Below are 21,378 nucleotides of genomic sequence, written 5' to 3' on the forward strand. Positions count from 1 at the left end.
TGCAAGGACGAACAGCAGCGAATGGCACCAGTAATCGCCTGCCTCGCCGGCACGACTTCCCGGGCAATCGGCTGTCCGAGCTGAACCAGCTCTCGCCGGTACAGCCCTGCCCTGTCTTCACACCGGATACGGATCGCTACTGATGGACCCAGCAGCAAACCTCGCGCCTGACGACTCGAGCCTCGCATTTCTCCCCGCCGGCGGTGCGCTCGGCGCGCTGATTCGCCGCTTCGACTGGTCGCAGACGGCGCTGGGACCCCTGGCGGAATGGCCGTCGAGCCTGAAGACCGTCACGGCCATGCTGCTGCTTTCGCCGACGCCCATCGCGCTGCTCTGGGGCGAGCGCGGCGTCATGATCTACAACGACGCCTATTCAGAGCTCGCCGGCAGCCGACATCCGCAGTTGCTCGGTTCTGAAGTACGCGAGGGCTGGCCGGAAGTCGCCGAGTTCAACGACAACGTGATGAAGGTCGTCCTGGCTGGCGGCGCGCTGTCGTACAAGGACCAGGAACTGCTGCTGTACCGCAGCGGCCGTCCCGAGCGCGCCTGGATGAATCTGGACTATTCGCCGGTGTTTGATGATCAGGCCCGGCCGGCCGGCGTGATCGCTCTCGTGGTGGAAACCACCGAGCGGGTAATGGCCGAGCGCGAGCTGCAGCGCCAGCAGGCACGCCTGCAACAGATGTTCGAACAGGCACCGGGGCTGATGGCGATGCTGCGCGGCCCGGAACATGTCTTCGAGATGACCAACCCGGCCTATCTGCGGGTAGTGGGTGAACGCGATGTCATCGGCAGGCCGGTACGCGAAGCGCTGCCGGAGGTCGAGCGGCAGGGCTTCATCGACATTCTCGACCAGGTCTATCGCAGCGGCACGGCCTTTGTCGGCTCCGGTATCCGCGTTGGCCTGCAGCGCATCCAGGGAGAGGCGGAGGAAGAGCGCCTTCTGGATTTCGTCTTCCAGCCGGTGACCGATGCGAATGGCGATGTCTGCGGCATTTTCGTCGAGGGTCATGACGTCACCGAGCGCGCCGAGGCCGAACAGGCCCTGCGCGAAAACGAACAACGCCTGCGTTTCCTCGACGCACTGGCCAAGGAAACCGCCCGCAGCGTCGACGCCGACGCCATTCTGGCCACCACCACACGCATGCTCGGCGAGCATCTGGGCCTGTCCAGTTGCGCCTACGCCGACATGGAGCCCGACCAGGACAGCTTCACCATCCGCGGCGACTGGTCGGCGCCGGGCTGCATGAGCATTGTCGGCCATTACCAGCTCGCCGCGTTCGGCAGTCTGGCGGTACAGAAGCTGCGCGCCGGCGAAGCCTTCATCGTCGACGATCACCTCGCCCGCCTGCCCGCCGCCGACGCGGCGACCTTCCAGCAACTGGATATCGCCGCCACCATCTGCCTGCCGCTGGTCAAGGAGGGCCGGCTGACCGCGCTGATGGCCATTCACGACCGCGTGCCTCGCGTATGGAGCGCCTGCGAGCTCGCCCTGCTCAGAGAAGTCACCGATCGCTCCTGGGCGCACATCGAGCGTGTGCGCTCTGCGGCAGCGGTCAGGCAGCGCGAGCAGTGCTTCCTGGAACAGCTGGAAGCCAAGGTCGCCGAGCGCACCGCAGCGCTGGCCCGCAGCGAGGCGAACATTCGTGCGGTGCTGGAAACCTCGCACCTGTACATGGCGATGCTCGCACCGGATGGCGCGATTCTCTATGTGAACGCCACGGCGCTGGCGGGCATAGGCGCCCGCTTCAACGAACTGGCCTACCTGCCATTCTGGGAATCGCCCTGGTTCGCCGCGACACCCGGCATGCCAGAGAGGGTCCGCGAGATGACGCGGCGGGTGGCGGCCGGTGCCACCGAGCGCGTGACCATGACCCTGAACATGCCGCAGGGCGTACGCGTCTTCGATTTCTCCGTGCGCCCGGTCACGGGCGAGGACGGCAGTATCTTCGCCCTGGTACCCGAGGCGCTGGACATCAGCGAACGGGTGAATGCCGAACAGGCACTGCAGCAGCTGCACAAGATGGAGGCGCTGGGCAACCTCACCGGCGGTATCGCCCACGACTTCAACAATCTGCTGATGGCCGTGCTCGGCAGCCTCGACCTGCTGCGTCGGCGCATGCCCGCCGACCCCGCGCTGCTGCGCCTGGTGGACAATGCCAGGGCCGGTGCCGAGCGCGGCGCTTCGCTCACCGCGCGCATGCTCACCTTCGCCCGCAAGCAGGAACTGCACAAGATGCCGATCGACCTGGCGCAATTGATCGCAGGCATGAAGGAACTGCTGCACAGCTCACTCGGCCCGACCATCCAGCTGCAGGTCGAGCTGCCGACCCGGCTGGCGCGGGTGAAGACCGATCCCAACCAGCTGGAAACCGCCCTGCTCAACCTCGCCGCCAATGCGCGTGACGCCATGGCCGGCGTCGGCCACATCCGCATCGCCGCCGAAGAACTGACCTTGACCGAGGAGCAGAACGGCTTGCCCGCCGCACGCTACGTGCGCCTGGAGCTCAGCGACAGCGGCGCTGGCATGGATGAAGCGACCCTCAAGCGCGCGGTCGAGCCCTTCTTCACCACCAAGGGTGTCGGCAAGGGCACCGGGCTCGGGCTGTCCATGGTCCATGGGCTGGCCGAGCAATCCGGCGGCCGTCTGGTGCTGCGCAGTTCGCCCGGCGCGGGCACCACCGCCGAGATCTGGCTACCGGCCCTGGCGGCGGATAACGCGCCTGCATCGGCGCCTGTCTCCACGCCGGCACCCGATGAAAGCCCCCGGCGCACGACGAAGCCGCTAACCCTGCTGGCGGTGGACGACGACGAGCTGGTGCTGTTCAGCACCGCCGGCATCCTGGAAGCAGCCGGACATCGAGTGCTCAGCGCTCGTTCGGCCGGCGAAGCGCTGGACCTGCTACGGGTCAACCAGGTCGACATCCTGGTCACCGACCACGCCATGCCGCTGATGAGCGGCGCGCAGCTGGCGGCCGTGGTGCGGGAAACGCGCCCGCAGCTGCCGGTTCTGCTGGTGTCCGGTTACGCCGAACTGCCCTCCACCACACCGGCGCTAGCGTTGCACCGGCTGGCCAAGCCCTTCACCCCGGACCAGCTGCTCGACGCCATCGAGCAGCTGCGTGGCAGCTCTTGAACAGATGGCGCCGGCGTGATCGTCAGCTGCCGATCACGCCGCCGTCATCCTTGGTGATCAGCACCGTGGACGAGCGCGGGCGTGACTGGCCGTCGCTGGCCGGGAAGCTCAGCCCCGGGTGCTGCACGTTGATCCACATGGCGCGGTAGTCCGGACTCCAGGTGATGCCGGTGATCTCGCAACCCCGCGGCCCGACCAGGAAACGCCGCACCTCGCGCGTTTTCGGATCGGCGCAGAGCAGCTGATTTGTGCCCATGGCCTGCATCACCGATTCGTCATCGTCGAAATCGGTTTCGATCCACAAGCGCCCGTCACGATCGAAGGCCAGCCCGTCCGGCGAGGAAAAGCAGTCGCCGTCGATGGTGCCGATCAGGTTGGCGGCAACCGGCCGGCCCTGGGCATCGCGCGCACCACGACGCTCGCCGGCGAGCAGGAAGACTTCCCACTGGAAACGCGTCGCCGCGGGGTCGCCGCCCTCCTCCTGCCAGCGCAGGATCTGCCCGTGCAGGTTGTTCGGTCGCGGGTTGGCCTTGTCCAGCGGCTGCTTGGTGCCGCGCCCGTCATTGTTGGTCAGGGTGACGTAGACCTCGCGGGTATTGGGATGCACCGCGACCCACTCCGGCCGGTCCATCGGCGTCGCGCCGGCGCGGTCGGCGGCGGCGCGGGCATTGAGCAGCACCTCGGCCTGGCTGGGGAAGCCGTTTTCCGCAGTCAGGCCATGCTCGCCGTGCACCAGCGCCAGCCACTGGCCACTGCCGTCGGCATCGAAACGCGCGACATACAAGGTGCCCTCATCCAGCAAGCGGCGGTTGGCCGCATCCGCACCGGGCACGAAACGGCCGCTGGGGACGAACTTGTAGACGTACTCGCCCTTGGTGTCGTCGCCCGAGTAGAAGGCCATGCGCCCATCCTCGCCCAGCGACAGCACCGAGCACTCGCGGCAGTAGCGGCCGAAGGCGGTGCGCTTGACCGGCGTGCTCTGCAGGTCGAACGGATCGACCTCCACCACCCAGCCGAACCGGTGCGGCTCGTTGACGAAGCCGCCATGGGGGTGACCGGCCTGGGGCGTGGCATCGAAACGCGGATCGACCGTGCCCCAGCCGTAGAGCTTGCTCATGCCGCTGCCGGCGATGCCGTAGCGGTTGTGCGAGACGCGCGCGGCAAGGTCGTCGGCGTCGTGGTTGACGAAGTAGTTGTGCCAGTTCTCCTCGCAGACCAGATAGGTGCCCCAGGGCGTAAAGCCGCTGGAGCAGTTGTTCAGCGTACCGAGCACCGTCCTTCCTTCCGGGTCGTCCATGGTCTGCATCGCTGCATGGCCGGCCAGCGGCCCGGCGATGGCCATCGGCGTCATGCCGGAAATGCGGCGGTTGTAGGGTGAATCCATTACTCGCTGCCATTGGCCCTGCGCATCCTTGCGCACCTCGATGACGCTCAACCCGTGGGCCGCCTGCTCCTTGCGCACCTGGTCCAGCGGGCGCCGGCCGTCGACCACGCTGATGCCGTCGGGATGCAGCGTCGGGTTGACGTATTCATGGTTGATGGCCAAGAGACCACGGCTGTCAGGCGCGTCGGGGAACGGGAAGAAATGCATGCCGTCGTGGTTGTCGCCGGCCTGTTTGAGCTGGGCGTGCCAATCGTCGCTGGCATCCGGCTGCCACTCGGGTGCGTCGGCATGCACCGGATCGCCCCAGGAGAAGAACACCCGGGCGCTGTAGCCCGGCGCCACTTCGATCCGGTCGAAATGCGGGTCGAGCTGGGTCGGAATGCCCTCGAAGCCGAGCAGCGAGTCGCCCCGGGTTGCGGCTCGCGCGCCGGCCATTCCGCCGCCGAGAAAGGCGATGCCGGCCAGGCCGAGTCCACCCTTGAGCAGCCCGCGCCGGCGTTGATCGATCGCCTGCTGCAACGGCAGGTTGCCGCTCGGATTGACCGGCTGGTCGTCATGAGCGCCCACGCTCGCGTGAAAATCAGTGAAATCCTGTTTCATCGAAAACGGTTCCTGAGTTCGTAACGGCATCACTCGATGCGGTAATGGAAAGTGTTCTTTACGTCGGGCACGGCAACCGCGCGACCGTCGACGATGCGCGGCTGGTAGCGAAAGCTCTTGGCCGCGGTGAGTGATGGGCGGATGAACAGCGGATGGCAGTCGCCGACCACTTCGGGCGAGCGCACTCGACCCTGCACATCAACCGTGTAGCTGACCGTGCAGGAACCCTGAAGCCCGGAGTCCAGCGCCCGTTGCGGGTAGACCGGCGGCTTCTTGGTAATCGGCAGGTATTGCCGGCTAGCTGCCTCGGCCGCTGCAGCCTGTCGTGCGCGCTCAGCCGCTTCCGCGCGCGCCGTTGCCTCGGCTTCGCGCGCCGCCTGCAACCGTGCCTCTTCCTGAGCCATCCGTTCCCGCTCCTGTGCCTGTTCCTGGCGGCGTTGCTCGTCGCGCTGACGCTGCTGTTCGCGCTGGCGTTGCAACTGCTCGCGCTGCTGCTTCAGCTGCTCGGCCTTGCGCTCTTCTTCGGCGCGCTTGAAGGCCAGCTCGGCCTGCTCGAGTCGCTGCTGCTGGGCGTAGGTATCGACCTGTGGCTCGCGCGGCGGCGGTTCGACCGCGGGCTCGACGGGCGGTTCGACCGGCGCTGCGCTCTCGGTTGGCGCCGGCGGCGGCAGACTGATCAACTGGGTCTGCATCACCTGGGTGGCGACCGGCATTTGCAGCGCTGGCGACCAGCTGCCGAGCAACAGCGCGAACAGTCCGGCGTGCATCCCGAGGGTCAGCAATGCAGCCCCAGCCGGCCCCATCCACTGGCGCGGGACAACTTCGCTGCCGTGCGCGGCGGGCGTGCTGAAGGTCATCATCACGGCTGCTCGACTCCGGCCGGCGCCTCGGTGATCAGGCCCAGGTTGACCACGCCGCCGCGTTGCAACTCAGCGATACCGGCGACCACGCGACCGTAGTCCGCCGCCTCGTCGGCACGGACATAGACCTGGGTGTCGCCGCGCTCGGCGATGATCGCGCCGACCTTGGCCTGCAGCTCGGCCAGGTCGACGGCGCTGTCGGTCTGGTTGTCGATGTCCAGCTCGCTGCCCAGATTCCAGTAGAAGCCGCCATCGGCCTTCACCGAGAGCGTGAGGATCTGCCGCTCGTTCTCCACCGGCAGCGCTTCGGCTGCGACCTTGGGCAGCTCGATCTTGACGCCCTGCACCAGCATCGGCGCGGTGACCATGAAGATCACCAGCAGCACCAGCATCACGTCGATGTAGGGCACCACATTCATTTCCGCCTTGGGCCCGTGTTTGTGCTGTGGCCTGACTAGCATGGCTGTCCTCCTCAGGCGGCTGCGGCGACGTTGGGTGAAGCGGCGTGCAGGCGCCGATGCAGGCGCGCCTGCAGCTCGTTGCCGAAGGCGTAGTAACGGCCGACCAGCGTCTGCCCACGGGCAGCGAAGCGATTGTAGGCCATCACCGCGGGAATCGCCGCGAACAGGCCGATGGCCGTTGCGATCAGCGCTTCGGCGATGCCCGGCGCGACGGTCGAGAGCGTCGCCTGCTGCACCTGGGACAGGCCGAGGAAGGAGTTCATGATTCCCCACACGGTGCCGAACAGGCCGATATAGGGGCTCACCGAACCCACGGTCGCGAGAAACTGCAGGCCCTTTTCCAGACGCTCCTCCTGCTCGGCGACGGCCACGTAGAGGCTGCGCTCGACACCCTGCGCCACCACATCCGGCTCGATCCCCGGCTGGCGTTGCAGCTGGGCGAATTCGCCGTAACCGGCGAGGAAGATGCGCTGCAGCGCGGCCTCGTCCGGCAACGGCTGCGCCTGACCTTCGCGATAGAGCTGGGCGAGATCGCCGCCCTGTCGGAAGCGCTGCAGGAAGCCGCGCTGCAGCCGTTCGGCGCTGCGCAACGCCACGCTGCGACGGATGATCAGGTACCAGCTCGAAACCGAGGCCAGGACCAGAATCATCATCACCGCCTGCACCACCAGGCTGGCTTCGCTGATCAGGCCCCAGACGGACATGTGCTCGAGAGTCGTTTGCATGAATCGTTTCCTCCTGCCCCGACTGGGGCAGCTGCTATTGGATGGCGGGCCGGTTACCGGGCGATGACGTCAATCCAGCCCCAGCGCATCGGCGACCGCCGACCAGGGCAGGTACTTGTAGTTCTGCGTGCCTTCGGGCATGCGCTTGCGGCCGTCCTGCACCACCAGCATTCCACGGTTCCAGATGCCGCCGAGGTCTGCCGAGGTGACTTCCAGCCCATCGGTCTCGGACGCGCCGTCGATGCCGCGTTCGGCGTTCAGGCCGATGCGGAAGGCGCCGCGCACGGCATAGGGCGCCAGGGCATCGAGCACCACGTAGCTGTCGTTGCCCTGGCTGGAAATCACCAGGTAGTCGCCGCGCTCGCCGTGGTAGATGGCCAGACCTTCGATGTCGTCGTAGACCGGCCCGCCGACACCGATGACCTGTTCCGGCATTGCCGGCACTTCGGCGCGGGCATCGACCGCCCACACCGCGACGTCTTCCTCACCGACGAACAGCCGCTCGCTGCGGTCGTCGGCCACGCAGCCCTCGGGCTGACTGTCCAGCTTGAAGCGCCGCACCAGCTCGCCACGCGGCTGGCCGGAGCTGCCATCGAGGCGGTACTGCAGGAAGGTGCCGTCCTTGTCGTTGGCGATGGCGTAGGTGGTGCCCTGGCGATCCTGGAACATGCACAGGCCATAGATTTCGCTCAGCGGAGTGGCGACCTCGCCGACATCGCGGAGCACCCCGCTCGCCCGGTCGATGGCGAACAGGTGCAGGCTGTTGTGATCGCGATTGCTGGCCACGGCCAGGTCCACGCGCTTGCTGCCGAGGCGGAAGCCGCTGCGCACATCGACGTTGTTCAGCCGGCCGGCGCGCAGGTCCTGCACCTGCCTGCCGTCGAGGTCGTACACCACCAGGCCGCCCTTCTTGTCGGTGCCGAGCACGCGGCTCCCAGCCGGATCGCGAGGATGGACCCAGATCGCCGGATCATCGGCGGCATCACCCAGACTCGGCACCGGGCCGGTCTCAACTGCGGCCGGCAGGCTGACGATCGGCTCGGGCTGCGACAGCGCGGTCGGCTGCCAGTCCAGACGGGCCGACTGCAGGCCACGTTCGTCCGCCAGCAGCAGCTCGACGCCCTCAGCACTGCGGCGGGCGCTGATGCGCTCCGGTTCGTCGAAACCGTCCAGTGCGATGACCTCATCGGCTTGCCAGCCGGCTTCGTTCTGCCGGTACAGATGCAGCACCGAGGCTTCGGGATCGAGCGCCAGCAGTCCGCCCGGCACCAACGTCATGCCCGCTGCGGCACGGGCCAGGCTGCCGAAAGGCTGGCGCAAATCGACCGGCTCGCGCTGCAACGGCGCCTCGGCGTCGGCCGGGTAACGCCAGAAGCCGACGGACTCCTCGTTGACATAGAGCTGCCCACTGGCATCGTCCGTCTGGCAGAAGGCGCTTTGCGGCGGCAGGCTGAGCCCGCGCACCCGCCGCGCCTCATCGAGCAGACGGCCCTGGCTGCCGACCAGCCATTGCTCGCCGACACCCTCCTCGCCGAGCAGGAACAGGAAGTCGTTGCGCGCGCTGTCGCGGTACAGGCACAGCCCCTCGATGGCGAATGCGGTGCGCGGCAGGTATAGCGGCTGGCTCCAGGCACGCGCGGCATTCAGGCCGATCAGCATCGCTTGCTGGCGCTTGCGCTCGACCGTGGCAAGCAGCAGGCCCTGGCGGTCGACGCGATGGTCCAGTCCTTCGAAGCGCCCGGCGTGGCGCGCCAGGCTGTTACCGGCGGCGTCCAGCAGCTGCAGGCCCTGGTCATCGACCTGCACACAGTCGGCACCGGCCCAAGGGGTGTCGCCGTTTAGCAGCTGGGCATACTCGAGGCCGGCCAGCAGCGGTTCACTGATGTTCAGCTGGGCCGACTTCGCCGGCGTATCTGGTTGCGTGGACTGGCAGGCCGCCAATGCGATGCACAGGCCGAGCAACAGGGTTTTGGGTAATGCGTTCATGGTGTATCCATTCAGGCTGCCGCGGGCCGGAGCCCGGCCGTAAAGGGGAACGGCGGGCACCGGAGCGGCATAGGGGTCAGAAGTGGGTCAGGGTCAGGCCGAGCTTGTAGGTCGGGCCGTACTCTTCGTACTGGGCGTTGTAGGCGTGGCGACCGCTGTAGACGTAGTAGGTCTCGTCCGTCAGGTTCAGCGCCTCGAAGGTCAGCTGCAGGCTCGGCGTGATGAAGTAGCCGGCCTTGAAGTCAACGAACAGCTGATCGTCGACGTAGAGGTCGTGCGCCTCGTCGTCGATACCGGCCACCTCGTAGAGGTAGTCCGACTTGTAGTTGGCAGCCAGGCGCAGGTTGAGCCGGTCGTTCTCCCAGCCGAGCATCAGGTTGCCAACCGTATCGGAGTGGTTCGGCAGGTCGATGCTGCGCTGCATACCCTGCCCCTCGATGTCCGCGTCGGACTGGCTGAAGGTGGCGTTGGCGCCCAGCAGCAGGCCATTCCACGGCGCCGGCAGCCAGTCGAGCTTCTGCGAGTAGGCCAGCTCCAGGCCGTAGAGCTTCGCGCTGCTGCCGTTCTGGAAGCTCAGCGCTTCGTCGAACGCGGCCCACTGGCCGGTGCCGGCCAGATCGGTGTTGTAGATGAAGTTGTCGATGTCCTTGTAGAACAGATAGGCAGACACCACGCCGGCGCGGCCCATGTAGTGCTCGATGCCGAGGTCATAGTTGATCGACTCCAGCGGCTTGAGATCGGGGTTGCCGAACTCGGCGTCGTCACCGTCGATGACGAAACCGGGCGCCAGTTGGCCGAAGGTCGGGCGCACCACGCTGTTGGTCCAGGCGGCGCGGATCATGGTGTCGTCGGTCAGTTGGTAGCGCACATGCAGGCCGGGCAACCAGTGGTGGTAGTCATTGCTGCTGGAGATGGACTCGAACTGACCGTCGCGCAGCCCGGTGCCCTTGGCGCTGAAGCGCGTGCCTTCGTAGCGCAGGCCGGCGATGACGCGCCAGCGGTCGATATCCACGGTGTTCATCAGGTAGGCGGCGTTGATGTCCTCGTGCATGTCGAAGTCATTGATGCGCGACTCCTCCTCATCGTAGAACTCGCTGGCATCCAGACCGCCAATCGCGCCCTCGATGGCCGAGGCGCTGATGCCCGGGCCGAAGCGGCCGAGCGCATAGTCGACGTTGCCGCCCTGGAAATCGGCCAGGGTCAGGTCGTCGAAATCGTCGTATTTCCAGACCTCGTTATCGTTGTCCTTGTGCCGGCGGCTGAGCTTGCCGCCGAACTTGGCCTGCGCGGCGTAACCCTGGATGTCGTACTCGCGCGCCAGGTCCAGACGGATGTTCTTCTCGCGGTCGCGGGTGTCGCTTTTCTCCCACTCCACTTCATCCAGCTCGAAGGACGCCGGGTCGTAGAAGGACGAATCGATCGTCAGGCGCGGCTTGCGGCTACTGGAAAAGCCGGCATCGGCGAAATTACCCTCGAAGGTCGCGCTGGCGATACCGCCCGGATTGCGCTCGCGCGACTGGCTGTAACCGGCCTGCCCGCTCAGGGTCCACAGGCCCATCATGCGTTCACCGCCGAACACGTAGGACTGCACGGTCTGGGTGTCCTCGCGGGACTTCAGCTCGCGCCAGCCCTCGGCGTCACCGGTCTCGCCCGGCAGCTGCGAATCCTCGAAGGCGACACCGGCGGCGTTACGCGTTTCGGTGTCCTTGAAGCGGCTGTACAGCGTGCGCAGGTAGTAGCTGCTGACATCGTCCGGCTTGTAGTCGAAGTTCAGCCCGAAGCCGGTGCGCTCTCGGGTGATCTCGTAGTCGCGCTGCTCGAGTTCCTCCAGCCGCGCGCCGTCGTCGGCGAAGTCCCACTTGCCGCCGGTCTCGACGTTGTCCGAGCCGAAGTCGCGCTCCTGCCAGCTGACGGCCGCGGCGACACCGAAATTGTCGACGCCATCGCCCAGGCTGAAGCGGTCGCTGATGGCGCCGGAGAATTTCGGGCTGGTCTTGTCGACGTTGTCGTCATAGCTGCCCTCGCCGCTGAGGCTGTAGAACAGCCCGTCATGGTCGAAGGCCGACAGGCTCTGTACCTCGATGGTGCCGCCCAGGGAATTGGCATCCATGTCCGGCGTCAGCGTCTTGACCACCGACAGCGACTGCACCAGCTCCGATGGCAGCACGTCGAGCGCCACGGCACGGCGATCGCTCTCCGGCGATGGGACCAGCGTGCCGTTGATGGTGACGCTGTTCAGATCCGGCGCGATGCCGCGCACGCTGACGAAGCGCCCTTCGCCCTGGTCGCGCTCGACCGAAATGCCCGGAATGCGCTGCAGCGCCTCGGCGGCGTTGTCGTCCGGCAGCTGGCCGATGCCGTCTGCATGCACCACGCTCTTCACGCTGTCGGAATTGCGCTGGTCCTTCAGTGCTTCGTCGATGCTGACCGCCTGGCCGATGACTTCGACGTGCTCCATGACAAGCGGCTCCTCGGCCCACGCCGAACCGGCGCTGACGGCCAGGGCCAGCAGGCTGATGCGGAATCCTGCATGGCGGATGCCGCTGCGGTATGTGCTCATGAACAATCCCCCGAACGGTGTTTACCGGGTCCATCCCGGAACTGCAGCGGACGGTAGGTGGGGGATATGGCGGTTCTGTGACAGGGGATTTGGGTAGGGGTTGGAAAGGTGGGTTTTGGGGGATTTTGGAGGTGGGGTTGAGCTGATATGACCTGTTTTCAAAGCGAGCTGCGCGCCAGAGCCGTTTTTTGAAGGGGGCGAAAGATCCTGTTTCGCCCTGCTGGGCGAGTCACTTTTTCCAGACGCGCCTGCCCGGCCGGGAAAAAAGTGACCAAAAACGCTTTGCCACTGCATACGGCCCCGCGCTACGCGCGGGGTTCGTTCGCTACATCGCTGCTCCAGGGGTCGGCGTACAAGGGCCATCCATGGCCCTTTAAGCCTTTCGCCGCATCCATGCGGCTCACCCCCTTACACAGCGATTCCGCTCACCCTCCTGAAGGGGCGTCGGGTGTCGCCTGATGGTCACTGCAAGTAAAAGCCGGGGAGCACTCCTTGCAATCCGATCCAAGCTCCTACGAGGAGAACCTGCGCCAATCATGGCGCTGGAAAACCAAAGTTTGACCTCCAGCACCGGAGCGTGGGATCCACAAACCAGTTGATACCGCGCCGCTTCGGGACATTGCACTGACTAAACAGCAACGCCAATCGCCCCTTTCAGGAGGCTGAGTGCAATCGTTGCGTAGGGGAGCGAGCGGCATGCATGCCGCGAGAGGCGTAAAGGGCCATGGATGGCCCTTGTACGCCGGCCCCCGGAGCAGCGATGGAACGAGGGGAGTCGAGCGCAGCGAGACCCGGATGGTGGGGCAAGACCTTTTGGTTCCTTTTGGGGCGACTGCCAAAAGGAACTCGCCCAGCAGGGCGAAACCTGAATCGCCAGGCAACTCGGCAATCGGCATCGACTCGATGCCAGCAAGCCCCTCGTCCAGAACTGATCCAAATCCAGCAGGGCAAACCACATCCCTAATCTCACCCAGCAAATCAACCAAACCAAAAAAACCCTGAGCCAATTCAACCCCCACCCCATTCATCCAACCGTCACATCCATCTGTTTCCGTGCCCTCACGCACTGGCGCGATCCCTCGCCACGGAGACCCGATGAAATCCCTGCTCAAACTCCACACCCTCACCCTCCTCGGCCTCGCCCTGGCCGCCAACGTCGGTCTGCAGCTGCTGCTCGCCGTCGGCACGGTCAAATCCTGGGGCGAGATCGACTGGATGGACGTCGTCGGCGAAGGCGGTTGCGCAGCCCTCGCCCTCGCCTGGCTGATCATGCTGCTGCACAGCCGCCCGGCCGGCCGGGTGACGCGGTTGCTGGCGCTGGGTCTGGCCTGTATCTGTTTTTCCTGGTGGATGGACCTGCTCGATGAGTTCATCCAAATCCCCGCCGGCATCGCCTGGGACAACTGGCTGGAAACCGCGCCCATGCCGGTGGGTCTGTTGCTGCTGACCTTCGGCATCTACCACCTGAACCAGGAACAGCGCGCCATCAACGCGCAGATGCACAAACGCGAGCGGCTCTTCCGCGAGCATCGGCTGTTCGACAACCTGACCCCGCTCGGCACCGCCGAATACCTGCGGCGGCAGCTCGATCAGGCCCTGCGCCAGGCTGCCGACGAGCAAAGGCCGCTGTCGCTGTTGGCGGTGGACCTCGACGAGTTCAGCCGGGTCAATCAACGCTACGGCCAGGAGGAAGGCGACATGGTGTTGCAGGCCGTGGCGCAGTTGCTGGTGCTCAACCTGCGCCATCAGGACCTGCTCTGTCGCCTGGCCGGGGATCGCTTCGTCGTGCTGCTGCCCGATACCGCCGAACAACAGGCGCGGCAGCTTGCCGAGGAGTTGCAGACCGCCGTCGCCAGCCTCGCGCACAAGACCCGCCAGCACGGCGAACGCCTGCATCTGCGCGCCAGTACCGCAGTGGTAATGGCCTTCGACGACGATGCCGAGCAGTTGCTCAAACGGCTCAACCTCGGTTTGGCCAAGGCCAAGCAGTCACTGCCACGCTGCGCCTGAGGCGACCATGGAAAGCCCGTTACGCTGGTACGAATGGGACACCCGCTTCATCGCCGCCCACCACCAGCCGGCGGTGTTGCTCGACCTGGCGCTGTCGCGCGGTATCGACAGCCATGCGCTGCTGCGCGGCAGCGGGCTGTTCTACGAGGACGTCGCCAGCGGTCGTGCCCGCGTCAGCCCGGAGCAGCTGCTGACGCTCATCGGCAACACCGATCGCTTGTTGGGTGCTGCGGACAGCAGCTTTCTGTTCGGCCAGCGCTTGCTGCCCGGGCATTACGGCGATGTCAGCCTTGCCTTGGCCAACGCCGGCAACCTCGAACAGGCGCTGGAGCGGCTTAGCCAGTTCCGCGCCCTGCTCTGCCCGCTGCTGGCGCCAAGGCTGCTGCTGGACGAGCAGCAGCTGCACATCTATTGGCTGGACAATGGCAGCGCCGGCCGCCACCAACGGTTTCTCATCGAAGCGCACCTGACTGCCATCGTCGCGCTGTGCAAGCGCGGCAGCGGCCTGCGCCTGCCCTGGCGCTTCCAGTTTGCCTACCCGCAACCGCGCCATGTCGAGCAGTACTGGGTGCACCTGGGTGACGCGCTGCAGTTCGACCGCCACCTGACCCTGCTCAGCCTGCCTCGCGAGTACCTGCATCAGCCCTGGCCGGATGCTTCGGCCACGGTAGGCCAGGTCGCGCAGCAGGCCAGCCAGCAGCAGATCGAGGCGCTGGAAGGCCCCTGTGCGTTTCTCGATGCGTTCTACCAATACCTGCATGACAACATCCGCGAGCCGCTCAACCTGGAGCGCGTCGCGCTGGCGTTCGCCATGAGTCCGGCAACGCTCAAGCGCAAGCTGGCCAAGCACGGCACGCATTTCCAGGAACAGCTCGATCTGGTGCGCACGCACGTCGCGCTCTACCTCTATCAGGCCCGCGGCCTCGGCAATGAGGCCGTGGCGCGGCACCTCGGCTTCAACGACACCACCAACTTCCGCCGCGCCTTCAAGCGCTGGACCGGCGTGGTGCCCAGCGGGCTGCAGCCGCTGTTCGACGCCCCCTGACGGCGTGCTAAGGTGCCGCCCGCACTACCTTCGAGGCGAGCGGGCATGGATATCAAGCAGCTGAAGTTTCTCGTGGCGCTGGATGAAACGCGTCATTTCGGTCAGGCCGCGGCGCGCTGCCATGTCACCCAGCCGACGCTGTCGATGCGCCTGCGTGGTCTCGAAGACGAACTCGGCCTGCAACTGGTGATCCGCAGCCAGCGCTTCGAAGGCTTCACCGCCGAAGGCGAACGCATCCTGGCCTGGGCGCGCAGCCTGCTCGCCGCACAGGACGGCCTGCTGGCCGAAGCCGCCTCCTGCCGTGGTCAGCTGGTCGGCACCTTGCGCCTGGGCGTGGTGCCGCTGGCCGGTTTCGACCCGATGCAACTGGTACAGGCCTTCGGCGAGCGCCACCCGAATCTGCGCTTCGAGCTGTTCGCGTTGAGCAGCGATCAGATTCTCGAACGGCTCAATCGCAATCTGCTGGACCTGGGCCTGTCCTATCTGGAACGGCTGGACGACGCGCACTTCACCAGCCCGCCACTCGGCGAAACCCGCATGGGGCTGTTGCATGACGAGCGCCATTTTCGCTTCGACGCGCCATCGCTGCGCTGGGATGCCCTGGCCGATCTTCCGCTCGGTCTTTTGACCGGCGGCATGCACTTTCGCCAGTCCATCGACCACGCACTGCGTAGCCGTGGCCTGAGCCTGGCGCCGCGGCTGCAGACCGATGCCGTGCACCATCTGCTGCAGGCCGTAGGCGCCGGACTGTGTTGCGCAATCATGCCGCTGGATAGCGGCCTCGAAGCACTGGATAGCCGGCTGACCCTGACGCCCATCGACGATGCCAATACCCTCGCGCCGCTGGGGTTGATCCTGCGGCGCGACTCGCCGCGCTCCGCGCTGGGCGAGGCCTGTTTCAACGAGGCACGCGAGCTGTTACAGCGGCAAAGACCTGTCATCCCCTGACGAACGATCGATACGCTCGATCACCCAATCGAACATAGCGATTGGACGATCCATCCCGGCGCTCCTAGGCTCCCTGCGTCGACCTGTCGCAGGCCATCGCCATGCAATACGCCACCCTCAATGCCCCAAGCGCCAACGCTCCGGACCTCGGCGCGGCGCCCTTGGCTGACGAATGCGCCCTGGCTATCAGCTACAACGGCCTCAATCAGGCCGTGATGATGGTGACGCCGCTGGATCTGGAAGACTTCGTTATCGGCTTCAGCCTGAACGCCGGCTTGATCGAGCGCATCGATGATCTACGCGATCTGTGCTTGCGGGGCGATGGCAGCGCGCAGCATGCCGAAGTTCAGGTGAGCCCGCGGGCGTTCTGGCACATCAAGCAACAACGGCGGCAATTGGCCGGCCACAGCGGTTGTGGCCTGTGCGGTGTGCAGGCGCTGGAGCAGGCATTACCGCAGCTCGTACCACTTTCGCCAATCGATCTGCCACCCGAAGGGCATTTCCATGATCTGCGCCAGCGCATCGCCAACGCCCAGCTGCTGGCCCGCGACAGCGGCGCACTGCACGCGGCGCTGTATGTCGACGGCAACGGAGAGATCGCCCTGTGCCGCGAGGACATCGGCCGGCACAACGCCCTGGACAAGCTGATCGGTGCGCTGACGCTGCAGCGCCATACGCCAAGCGAAGGCTTCGTCGTGGTCACCAGCCGCTGCAGCCTGGAGCTGATCCACAAGGCCGTGCGCGCCGGTATCGGCACCCTGGTCAGTCTGTCCGCGCCGACCCACCTGACCGTCGAGTGGGCGCGTCGGCATCACCTCAATCTCATTCACCTGCCCCACCACAGCGCGCCGCGGGTCTACAGCCCGGCGCCCGCGCTGCCCGACCAGAACGGATGCCACCCATGAGCCGCACGTCCCGCTTCCATCCCGCCACCCGTTTCCAACCCTACGCCGGCCCGGCAGGCGGCTGGGGCGCGCTGCGCAGCGTGGCCAGCGCCTGGCTCGGCAGTGGCAACGCGCTGAAGAACATCCGCGCCATGCTGCGCACCAACCAGAACGGCGGCTTCGATTGCCCCGGCTGCGCCTGGGGTGACTCGCCGGAAGCCGGCGCGGTGAAGTTCTGCGAGAACGGCGCCAAGGCGGTGAACTGGGAAGCGACTCGGCGTCGGGTGGACGCCTCCTTCTTCGCCCGCCACAGCGTCAGCCAGTTGCGCGAGCAGAGCGATTACTGGCTCGAATACCAGGGCCGCCTGAGTGAACCGGTCCGTTACGACGCCGCCAGCGACCGCTACCTGCCGATCAGCTGGGACGATGCCTTTGCGCTGATCGCACGACACCTGAACGGCCTGGACAGCCCGCACCAGGCAGCCTTCTACACCTCCGGCCGGGCCAGCAACGAAGCGGCCTATCTCTACCAGCTGTTCGGTCGCAGCTTCGGCACCAACAACTTTCCCGACTGCTCGAACATGTGCCACGAGGCCAGCGGCGTCGCCCTGAGCGAATCCATCGGCGTCGGCAAGGGCACGGTGACGCTGGAGGATTTCGCTCACGCCGATGCGATCTTCGTACTTGGCCAGAACCCCGGCACCAACCACCCGCGCATGCTCGAACCGCTGCGCCAGGCGCTGGAGCGCGGTGCCCAGGTGGTCTGTTTCAATCCACTGCGCGAACGCGGCCTGGAACGCTTCCAGCATCCGCAGAAGCCCATCGAGATGCTCGCCAACCAGGACGCGCCGACCCACAGCCTCTACCTGCGGCCCAATCTCGGTGGCGACCTCGCAGTGCTGCGCGGCATCGCCAAGTACCTGCTGCAATGGGAGCAGGAAGCCCAGGCCAGCGGCGCGCCGGGGGTGTTCGATCACGCGTTCCTGGCTGAGCACAGCCACGGGCTGGACGCCTATCTGGCCGAGGTCGAAGCCACGTCCTGGGCGCTGATCGAGCAGCAGTCGGGGCTCGACCGCGAAAGCATTCGCCACGCCGCCGCGATCTACCGCAACGCCGAAAAGGCCATCGTCTGCTGGGCGATGGGCATCACCCAGCACCGTCACTCGGTGGCGACCATCCAGGAGATCGCCAACCTGCTGCTCCTACGCGGCAACCTCGGCAAGCCCGGCGCTGGCGCCTGCCCGGTGCGCGGCCACAGCAACGTGCAGGGCGACCGCACCATGGGCATCAACGAGCGGCCGCCGCTCGCGCTGCTCGATGCACTACAGCGCCAGTTCGACCTGCCGATGCCGCGCCAGCCCGGCTACAACACCGTGGAATGCATCCAGGCCATGCTCGCCGGGCAAGTCAAGGTGTTCATCGGTCTGGGTGGCAACTTCGCCCAGGCCACGCCGGACACCCCGCGCACCCAGCAGGCGCTGCGCAACTGCGCGCTGACCGTACAGATCAGCACCAAGCTCAACCGCAGCCACCTGACCATGGGCCGCGACGCGCTGATCCTGCCGTGCCTCGGTCGCACCGACATCGACCGCCAGGCCTGCGGCCCGCAGGCGGTCACCGTGGAAGACTCGTTCAGCATGATCCACGCCTCGCGCGGTCAGCTCGAGCCCGCGTCCGCCGAGATGCGTTCGGAGCCGGCCATCGTCGCCGGCATCGCCGCCGCCACGCTGGGCAAACACCCGGTGGACTGGCTCTGGCTGGTGGAGGACTACAGCCGTATTCGCGAGCTGATTGCGGCCACCATTCCCGGTTTCACCGGCTTCGACCACCGCCTGCATCGCCCTGGCGGCTTTTATCTTGGCAATGCCGCTGCCCGGCGCGAATGGAACACCGCCAGCGGCCGCGCCGAGTTCAAGGCGCACCCGTTGCCGGCCGATCTGCTGCCCGAACAGGCCCGCCATGACGGCGTGGAGGCCGACCTGATCCTGCAGACGCTGCGCTCCCACGATCAGTACAACACCACGCTCTATGGTCTGGATGATCGCTATCGTGGGGTGAAAGGCATGCGCGATGTGGTGTTCGTCAATCCAGTCGACATCCAGCGGCTGGGCCTGGAAGCCGGCCAGCAGGTCGATCTGCTCTCGCTCTGGGACGACGGCATCGAGCGCCGCGTGCGCGGTTTCACCCTGCTCGCGTACGACACTCCGCTCGGCCAGGCCGCCGCCTACTACCCGGAAACCAATCCGCTGGTACCGCTGGAGAGCTTTGGCGAGCGCAGCCACACGCCGACTTCGAAATTCATCGCGATTCGCGTGCTGCCGAACACGCAGAAGACCGAGCAGCCGCTGATCGCCAGCGGGCAATGACGTTCATTCGAAGCGGCTGGAGTCGTCGCGATCGTGCGGGTAGCGCCGGTTGAGGGGAAACGGCGGCAGCCAGGCTTCGCGGCGCACGGTCCAGCATTCGTACGTTGGCGTCAGCTGGTCGGGCGCATCCAGTGCGCCGAGGTGTACCTCGATCTCATCGGCGAAACGGGAAAAAACCGATGAGCCGCAGCACGGGCAGAAATACCGTCCGGCGTATTCGGCCGTCTCACCCTCGACGGTCACCGCATCCTGCGGGAACACCGCAGCGGCGTAGAACAGCGCGCCATGATGCTTACGGCAGTCCAGGCAATGACAGATGCCGACTCGATAGGGCTGCCCCGCCGTCACGATGCGCACGTTGCCGCACAGGCAGCCACCGGTTAATGAGTTCACCTTGTGTTTCCTCCGTCAGTGCCGAAAGCACCGGGCCAGGCCAGCGAGCGCACGGCCGTGGCCCGACCGCCCGTGAAGCGTAGTTGCCTCAGGAGCGCCGCACCAACAGAGCACGTCGACCCAGGCCTCAGCTTCCCTTGCGCACCTGGCCAGCGAAACGCTGGATGTCATGGGTCGGCCCCGAGACGATCAGCAGATCGCCCGGCAGTACCTGGGTGCTGGGCGTCGCGTGCTGGAAGTCCTGGTTGGCCCGCTTGAGGCCGACGACCGTCACGCCGAATTTTTCGCGCACCCCAGCCGCAGCCAGGGTGCTGTTGTGGATGCGCTCGGGCGCATGGATCTTGGCGATGGCGAAGCCGTCGTCAAACTCGATGAAATCCATCATCCGCCCGGAGATCAGATGGGCAACCCGCTCGCCCATGTCCGCCTCGGGATAGACCACATGATGCGCACCGATCCGCGTCGCGATCTGTCCATGCTCGGTGGTCAGCGCCTTGACCCAGATGTCTTTGATGCCCAGTTCGGTCAACGCCATGATGGTCATCAGGCTCGCCGCCATGTCCGAGCCGATACCGACAATGGCGTGGGGGAAATCGGCGACGCCGAGCTGCCGCAGCGCCATGACATTGGTGGAATCGGCCTGCACCGCATGGGTCAGCAGATCGGCCCAGGCATGCACGGGCTCGGCGGCCTGATCGATGCCCATCACGTCATGGCCCAGGCGCGTCAGTGAGCGCGCCACCGAGCTGCCGAATCGCCCCAACCCGATGACCACCACACTGTCGCCTTTGGAAAAAGAGAACTGCTCAGAAAACAGCAACTTAGCCAACAATTGGGTGTTCCTCCGGATAGCGGTATGGCATGCGGTGCTCGCCCAGCGCGAGTGAAGCCGCAAGGGTGATGGTGCCGACCCGGCGGCCGAACGCTTCGGTGTCGGCCCTGCCGCGGATCTCGGCGATCACCAGCAGCGCCAGGATGGCGACTGTTCCGACCTTCACCCCGCCGGCAGTACCGGCGCTGCCGCCGCCGATGAACATCAGGAAATAGTGCAACGCCCAGCTTTCATGCGTCAGCGCGCCGATATCGAGCGCATTGAAACCGGCCGTACGCGCCGAGACCGAAACGAAGGCAGCCGAAAGAACCTTGTCGGCCCAGGCCATGGGCCCGAGCGTGCCCGGGTTGGACCACTCGAACAGCAGCACCGCCATGAAGCCGCCCACCAGCAGCACCGCCGTACCGGACAGCGTCAGCTTGGTGTGCAGCGACCAGTGACGCGGGTCCGATCACCTGCGGCGCAGATCGTTGAGAACCGGAAAGCCGATGCCGCCGATGACGATGGCGCACATGATCGGCAGCAGAATGAATTCATCGGTGGCGTAGCGCACAAGGCCATCGCCATGAATGGAGAATCCCGCGTTATTGAACGCCGATACGGCATGGAACAGGCCGCTCCAGGCGGCCTCGCCCCAGCCAAGCCCGTACGACAAATGCAGGCGCAGGGTCAGCAGCAGCATGACCGCCAGCTCCATCACCAGCGTGACGACCAGCACCAGTTTCGCCACGCTGCTGATGTCGCCCAGACCCAGTACATGGGACTCGGCCTGCGCGATCAGCTTGGCCCGCAAGCGGAACGATCGGTTGACCAGCAATCCCAGCAAGGTCGCCAGGGTCATCATGCCGAAGCCACCAAGCTGGAACAGCACCATGATCACCACCTGGCCGAAGGTCGACCAATAGGTGCCGGTGTCGACCACCACCAGGCCGGTCACGCAGACCGCCGAGACAGCAGTGAACAATGCAGTAACCCAGGGTACTGGCTCGCTCTGCACGTGAGCGGCCGGCAGGGACAGGAGAGCGGCACCACAGAGGATGGCGAACAGGAATACGAGCGCGACAGCCCGACCCGGATGCAACAGTGATTTCATTCGATCCGCACCGACGGAACCGAGAGGTTAGAGCCATCGGAATCGGCGGCCCTGGAAAGCAGGGCGAGAGGCTAGGCGCATTGCCGCGGTTATTC

General features: G+C 66.1%; 16 protein-coding genes. 6 read left to right on the top strand and 10 right to left on the bottom strand.

All coding sequences use genetic code 11. The features are described 5' to 3' along the window. The first annotated feature begins 142 nt into the window (after positions 1-142). Positions 143-3,136: a PAS domain-containing protein gene (locus tag HZR81_RS08435; protein WP_500127825.1), complete on the top strand. Its 2,994-nt coding sequence runs from the start codon at positions 143-145 to the stop codon at positions 3,134-3,136. A 22-nt stretch (positions 3,137-3,158) separates the two neighbouring features. On the opposite strand, the gene HZR81_RS08440 is transcribed toward HZR81_RS08435, so the two are convergent. From HZR81_RS08440 to HZR81_RS08465, 6 genes are all read right to left on the bottom strand, one after another. Continuing rightward, positions 3,159-5,120, bottom strand: coding sequence for a PhoX family protein (locus HZR81_RS08440; protein WP_500127826.1), 1,962 nt, complete (start codon positions 5,118-5,120; stop codon positions 3,159-3,161). 29 nt (positions 5,121-5,149) lie between these two features. Continuing rightward, positions 5,150-5,980 (bottom strand): energy transducer TonB, encoded by an 831-nt coding sequence (locus HZR81_RS08445; protein WP_500127827.1) that lies wholly within the window; start codon positions 5,978-5,980, stop codon positions 5,150-5,152. Next, the gene (gene tolR, locus HZR81_RS08450; protein ID WP_014820404.1) at positions 5,980-6,441 is read right to left on the bottom strand and encodes a protein TolR; all 462 of its coding nucleotides are present in this window, start codon (positions 6,439-6,441) and stop codon (positions 5,980-5,982) included. The genes HZR81_RS08445 and tolR overlap by 1 nt, the downstream gene beginning before the upstream one ends. A gap of 11 nt (positions 6,442-6,452) precedes the next feature. Then, complete coding sequence (tolQ, locus tag HZR81_RS08455) at positions 6,453-7,166, bottom strand: protein TolQ (protein WP_172883470.1); 714 nt, start codon at positions 7,164-7,166, stop codon at positions 6,453-6,455. Positions 7,167-7,235: 69 nt separating this feature from the next. Then, on the bottom strand, positions 7,236-9,152 hold the full coding sequence (locus HZR81_RS08460) for a phytase (RefSeq protein ID WP_500127828.1): 1,917 nt from the start codon (positions 9,150-9,152) through the stop codon (positions 7,236-7,238). Between the two features lie 76 nt (positions 9,153-9,228). Next, positions 9,229-11,712, bottom strand: a complete 2,484-nt coding sequence (locus tag HZR81_RS08465; protein ID WP_500127829.1) for a TonB-dependent receptor — start codon at positions 11,710-11,712, stop codon at positions 9,229-9,231. Between the two features lie 1,095 nt (positions 11,713-12,807). Here HZR81_RS08465 and HZR81_RS08470 point away from each other — a divergent pair. From HZR81_RS08470 to HZR81_RS08490, 5 genes are all read left to right on the top strand, one after another. After that, complete coding sequence (locus HZR81_RS08470) at positions 12,808-13,722, top strand: GGDEF domain-containing protein (RefSeq protein ID WP_500127830.1); 915 nt, start codon at positions 12,808-12,810, stop codon at positions 13,720-13,722. 7 nt (positions 13,723-13,729) lie between these two features. Continuing rightward, positions 13,730-14,767, top strand: coding sequence for an AraC family transcriptional regulator (locus tag HZR81_RS08475; RefSeq protein WP_500127831.1), 1,038 nt, complete (start codon positions 13,730-13,732; stop codon positions 14,765-14,767). A 45-nt stretch (positions 14,768-14,812) separates the two neighbouring features. Then, on the top strand, positions 14,813-15,715 hold the full coding sequence (locus HZR81_RS08480) for a LysR family transcriptional regulator (RefSeq protein ID WP_500127832.1): 903 nt from the start codon (positions 14,813-14,815) through the stop codon (positions 15,713-15,715). A 101-nt stretch (positions 15,716-15,816) separates the two neighbouring features. Continuing rightward, a complete protein-coding gene (fdhD, locus tag HZR81_RS08485; RefSeq protein WP_500127833.1) occupies positions 15,817-16,620 on the top strand; it encodes a formate dehydrogenase accessory sulfurtransferase FdhD in 804 nt (267 codons plus the stop codon). Continuing rightward, a complete protein-coding gene (locus HZR81_RS08490) occupies positions 16,617-18,965 on the top strand; it encodes an FdhF/YdeP family oxidoreductase (protein ID WP_500127834.1) in 2,349 nt (782 codons plus the stop codon). The genes fdhD and HZR81_RS08490 overlap by 4 nt, the downstream gene beginning before the upstream one ends. 3 nt (positions 18,966-18,968) lie before the next feature. On the opposite strand, the gene HZR81_RS08495 is transcribed toward HZR81_RS08490, so the two are convergent. The 4 genes from HZR81_RS08495 to HZR81_RS08510 all read right to left on the bottom strand — a co-directional run bounded on the left by HZR81_RS08495 (position 18,969) and on the right by HZR81_RS08510 (position 21,283). Then, positions 18,969-19,358, bottom strand: a complete 390-nt coding sequence (locus tag HZR81_RS08495) for a GFA family protein (RefSeq protein ID WP_125872660.1) — start codon at positions 19,356-19,358, stop codon at positions 18,969-18,971. Positions 19,359-19,485: 127 nt separating this feature from the next. Next, complete coding sequence (locus HZR81_RS08500) at positions 19,486-20,190, bottom strand: potassium channel family protein (protein ID WP_500127836.1); 705 nt, start codon at positions 20,188-20,190, stop codon at positions 19,486-19,488. Then, the gene (locus HZR81_RS08505; RefSeq protein ID WP_500127837.1) at positions 20,180-20,587 is read right to left on the bottom strand and encodes a potassium transporter TrkG; all 408 of its coding nucleotides are present in this window, start codon (positions 20,585-20,587) and stop codon (positions 20,180-20,182) included. Before HZR81_RS08505 ends, HZR81_RS08500 begins: the two co-directional genes overlap by 11 nt. A gap of 54 nt (positions 20,588-20,641) precedes the next feature. Continuing rightward, entirely contained in the window at positions 20,642-21,283 is a 642-nt protein-coding gene (locus HZR81_RS08510) for a potassium transporter TrkG (RefSeq protein WP_500127838.1), read from the bottom strand. Between the last annotated feature and the right edge of the window lie 95 nt (positions 21,284-21,378).

Origin of the sequence: Pseudomonas sp. LM13 (genome assembly GCF_041381355.1) — a bacterium.
GTDB classification, from domain to species: domain Bacteria; phylum Pseudomonadota; class Gammaproteobacteria; order Pseudomonadales; family Pseudomonadaceae; genus Stutzerimonas; species Stutzerimonas frequens.

Excerpts from the sequence above, each read along its gene's own strand:
- HZR81_RS08435 (WP_500127825.1), top strand. The coding sequence starts at position 143 with ATGGACCCAGCAGCAAACCTCGCGCCTGACGACTCGAGCCTCGCATTT.
- HZR81_RS08440 (WP_500127826.1), bottom strand. The coding sequence starts at position 5,120 with ATGAAACAGGATTTCACTGATTTTCACGCGAGCGTGGGCGCTCATGAC.
- HZR81_RS08445 (WP_500127827.1), bottom strand. The coding sequence starts at position 5,980 with ATGATGACCTTCAGCACGCCCGCCGCGCACGGCAGCGAAGTTGTCCCG.
- tolR (WP_014820404.1), bottom strand. The coding sequence starts at position 6,441 with ATGCTAGTCAGGCCACAGCACAAACACGGGCCCAAGGCGGAAATGAAT.
- tolQ (WP_172883470.1), bottom strand. The coding sequence starts at position 7,166 with ATGCAAACGACTCTCGAGCACATGTCCGTCTGGGGCCTGATCAGCGAA.
- HZR81_RS08460 (WP_500127828.1), bottom strand. The coding sequence starts at position 9,152 with ATGAACGCATTACCCAAAACCCTGTTGCTCGGCCTGTGCATCGCATTG.
- HZR81_RS08465 (WP_500127829.1), bottom strand. The coding sequence starts at position 11,712 with ATGAGCACATACCGCAGCGGCATCCGCCATGCAGGATTCCGCATCAGC.
- HZR81_RS08470 (WP_500127830.1), top strand. The coding sequence starts at position 12,808 with ATGAAATCCCTGCTCAAACTCCACACCCTCACCCTCCTCGGCCTCGCC.
- HZR81_RS08475 (WP_500127831.1), top strand. The coding sequence starts at position 13,730 with ATGGAAAGCCCGTTACGCTGGTACGAATGGGACACCCGCTTCATCGCC.
- HZR81_RS08480 (WP_500127832.1), top strand. The coding sequence starts at position 14,813 with ATGGATATCAAGCAGCTGAAGTTTCTCGTGGCGCTGGATGAAACGCGT.
- fdhD (WP_500127833.1), top strand. The coding sequence starts at position 15,817 with ATGCAATACGCCACCCTCAATGCCCCAAGCGCCAACGCTCCGGACCTC.
- HZR81_RS08490 (WP_500127834.1), top strand. The coding sequence starts at position 16,617 with ATGAGCCGCACGTCCCGCTTCCATCCCGCCACCCGTTTCCAACCCTAC.
- HZR81_RS08510 (WP_500127838.1), bottom strand. The coding sequence starts at position 21,283 with ATGAAATCACTGTTGCATCCGGGTCGGGCTGTCGCGCTCGTATTCCTG.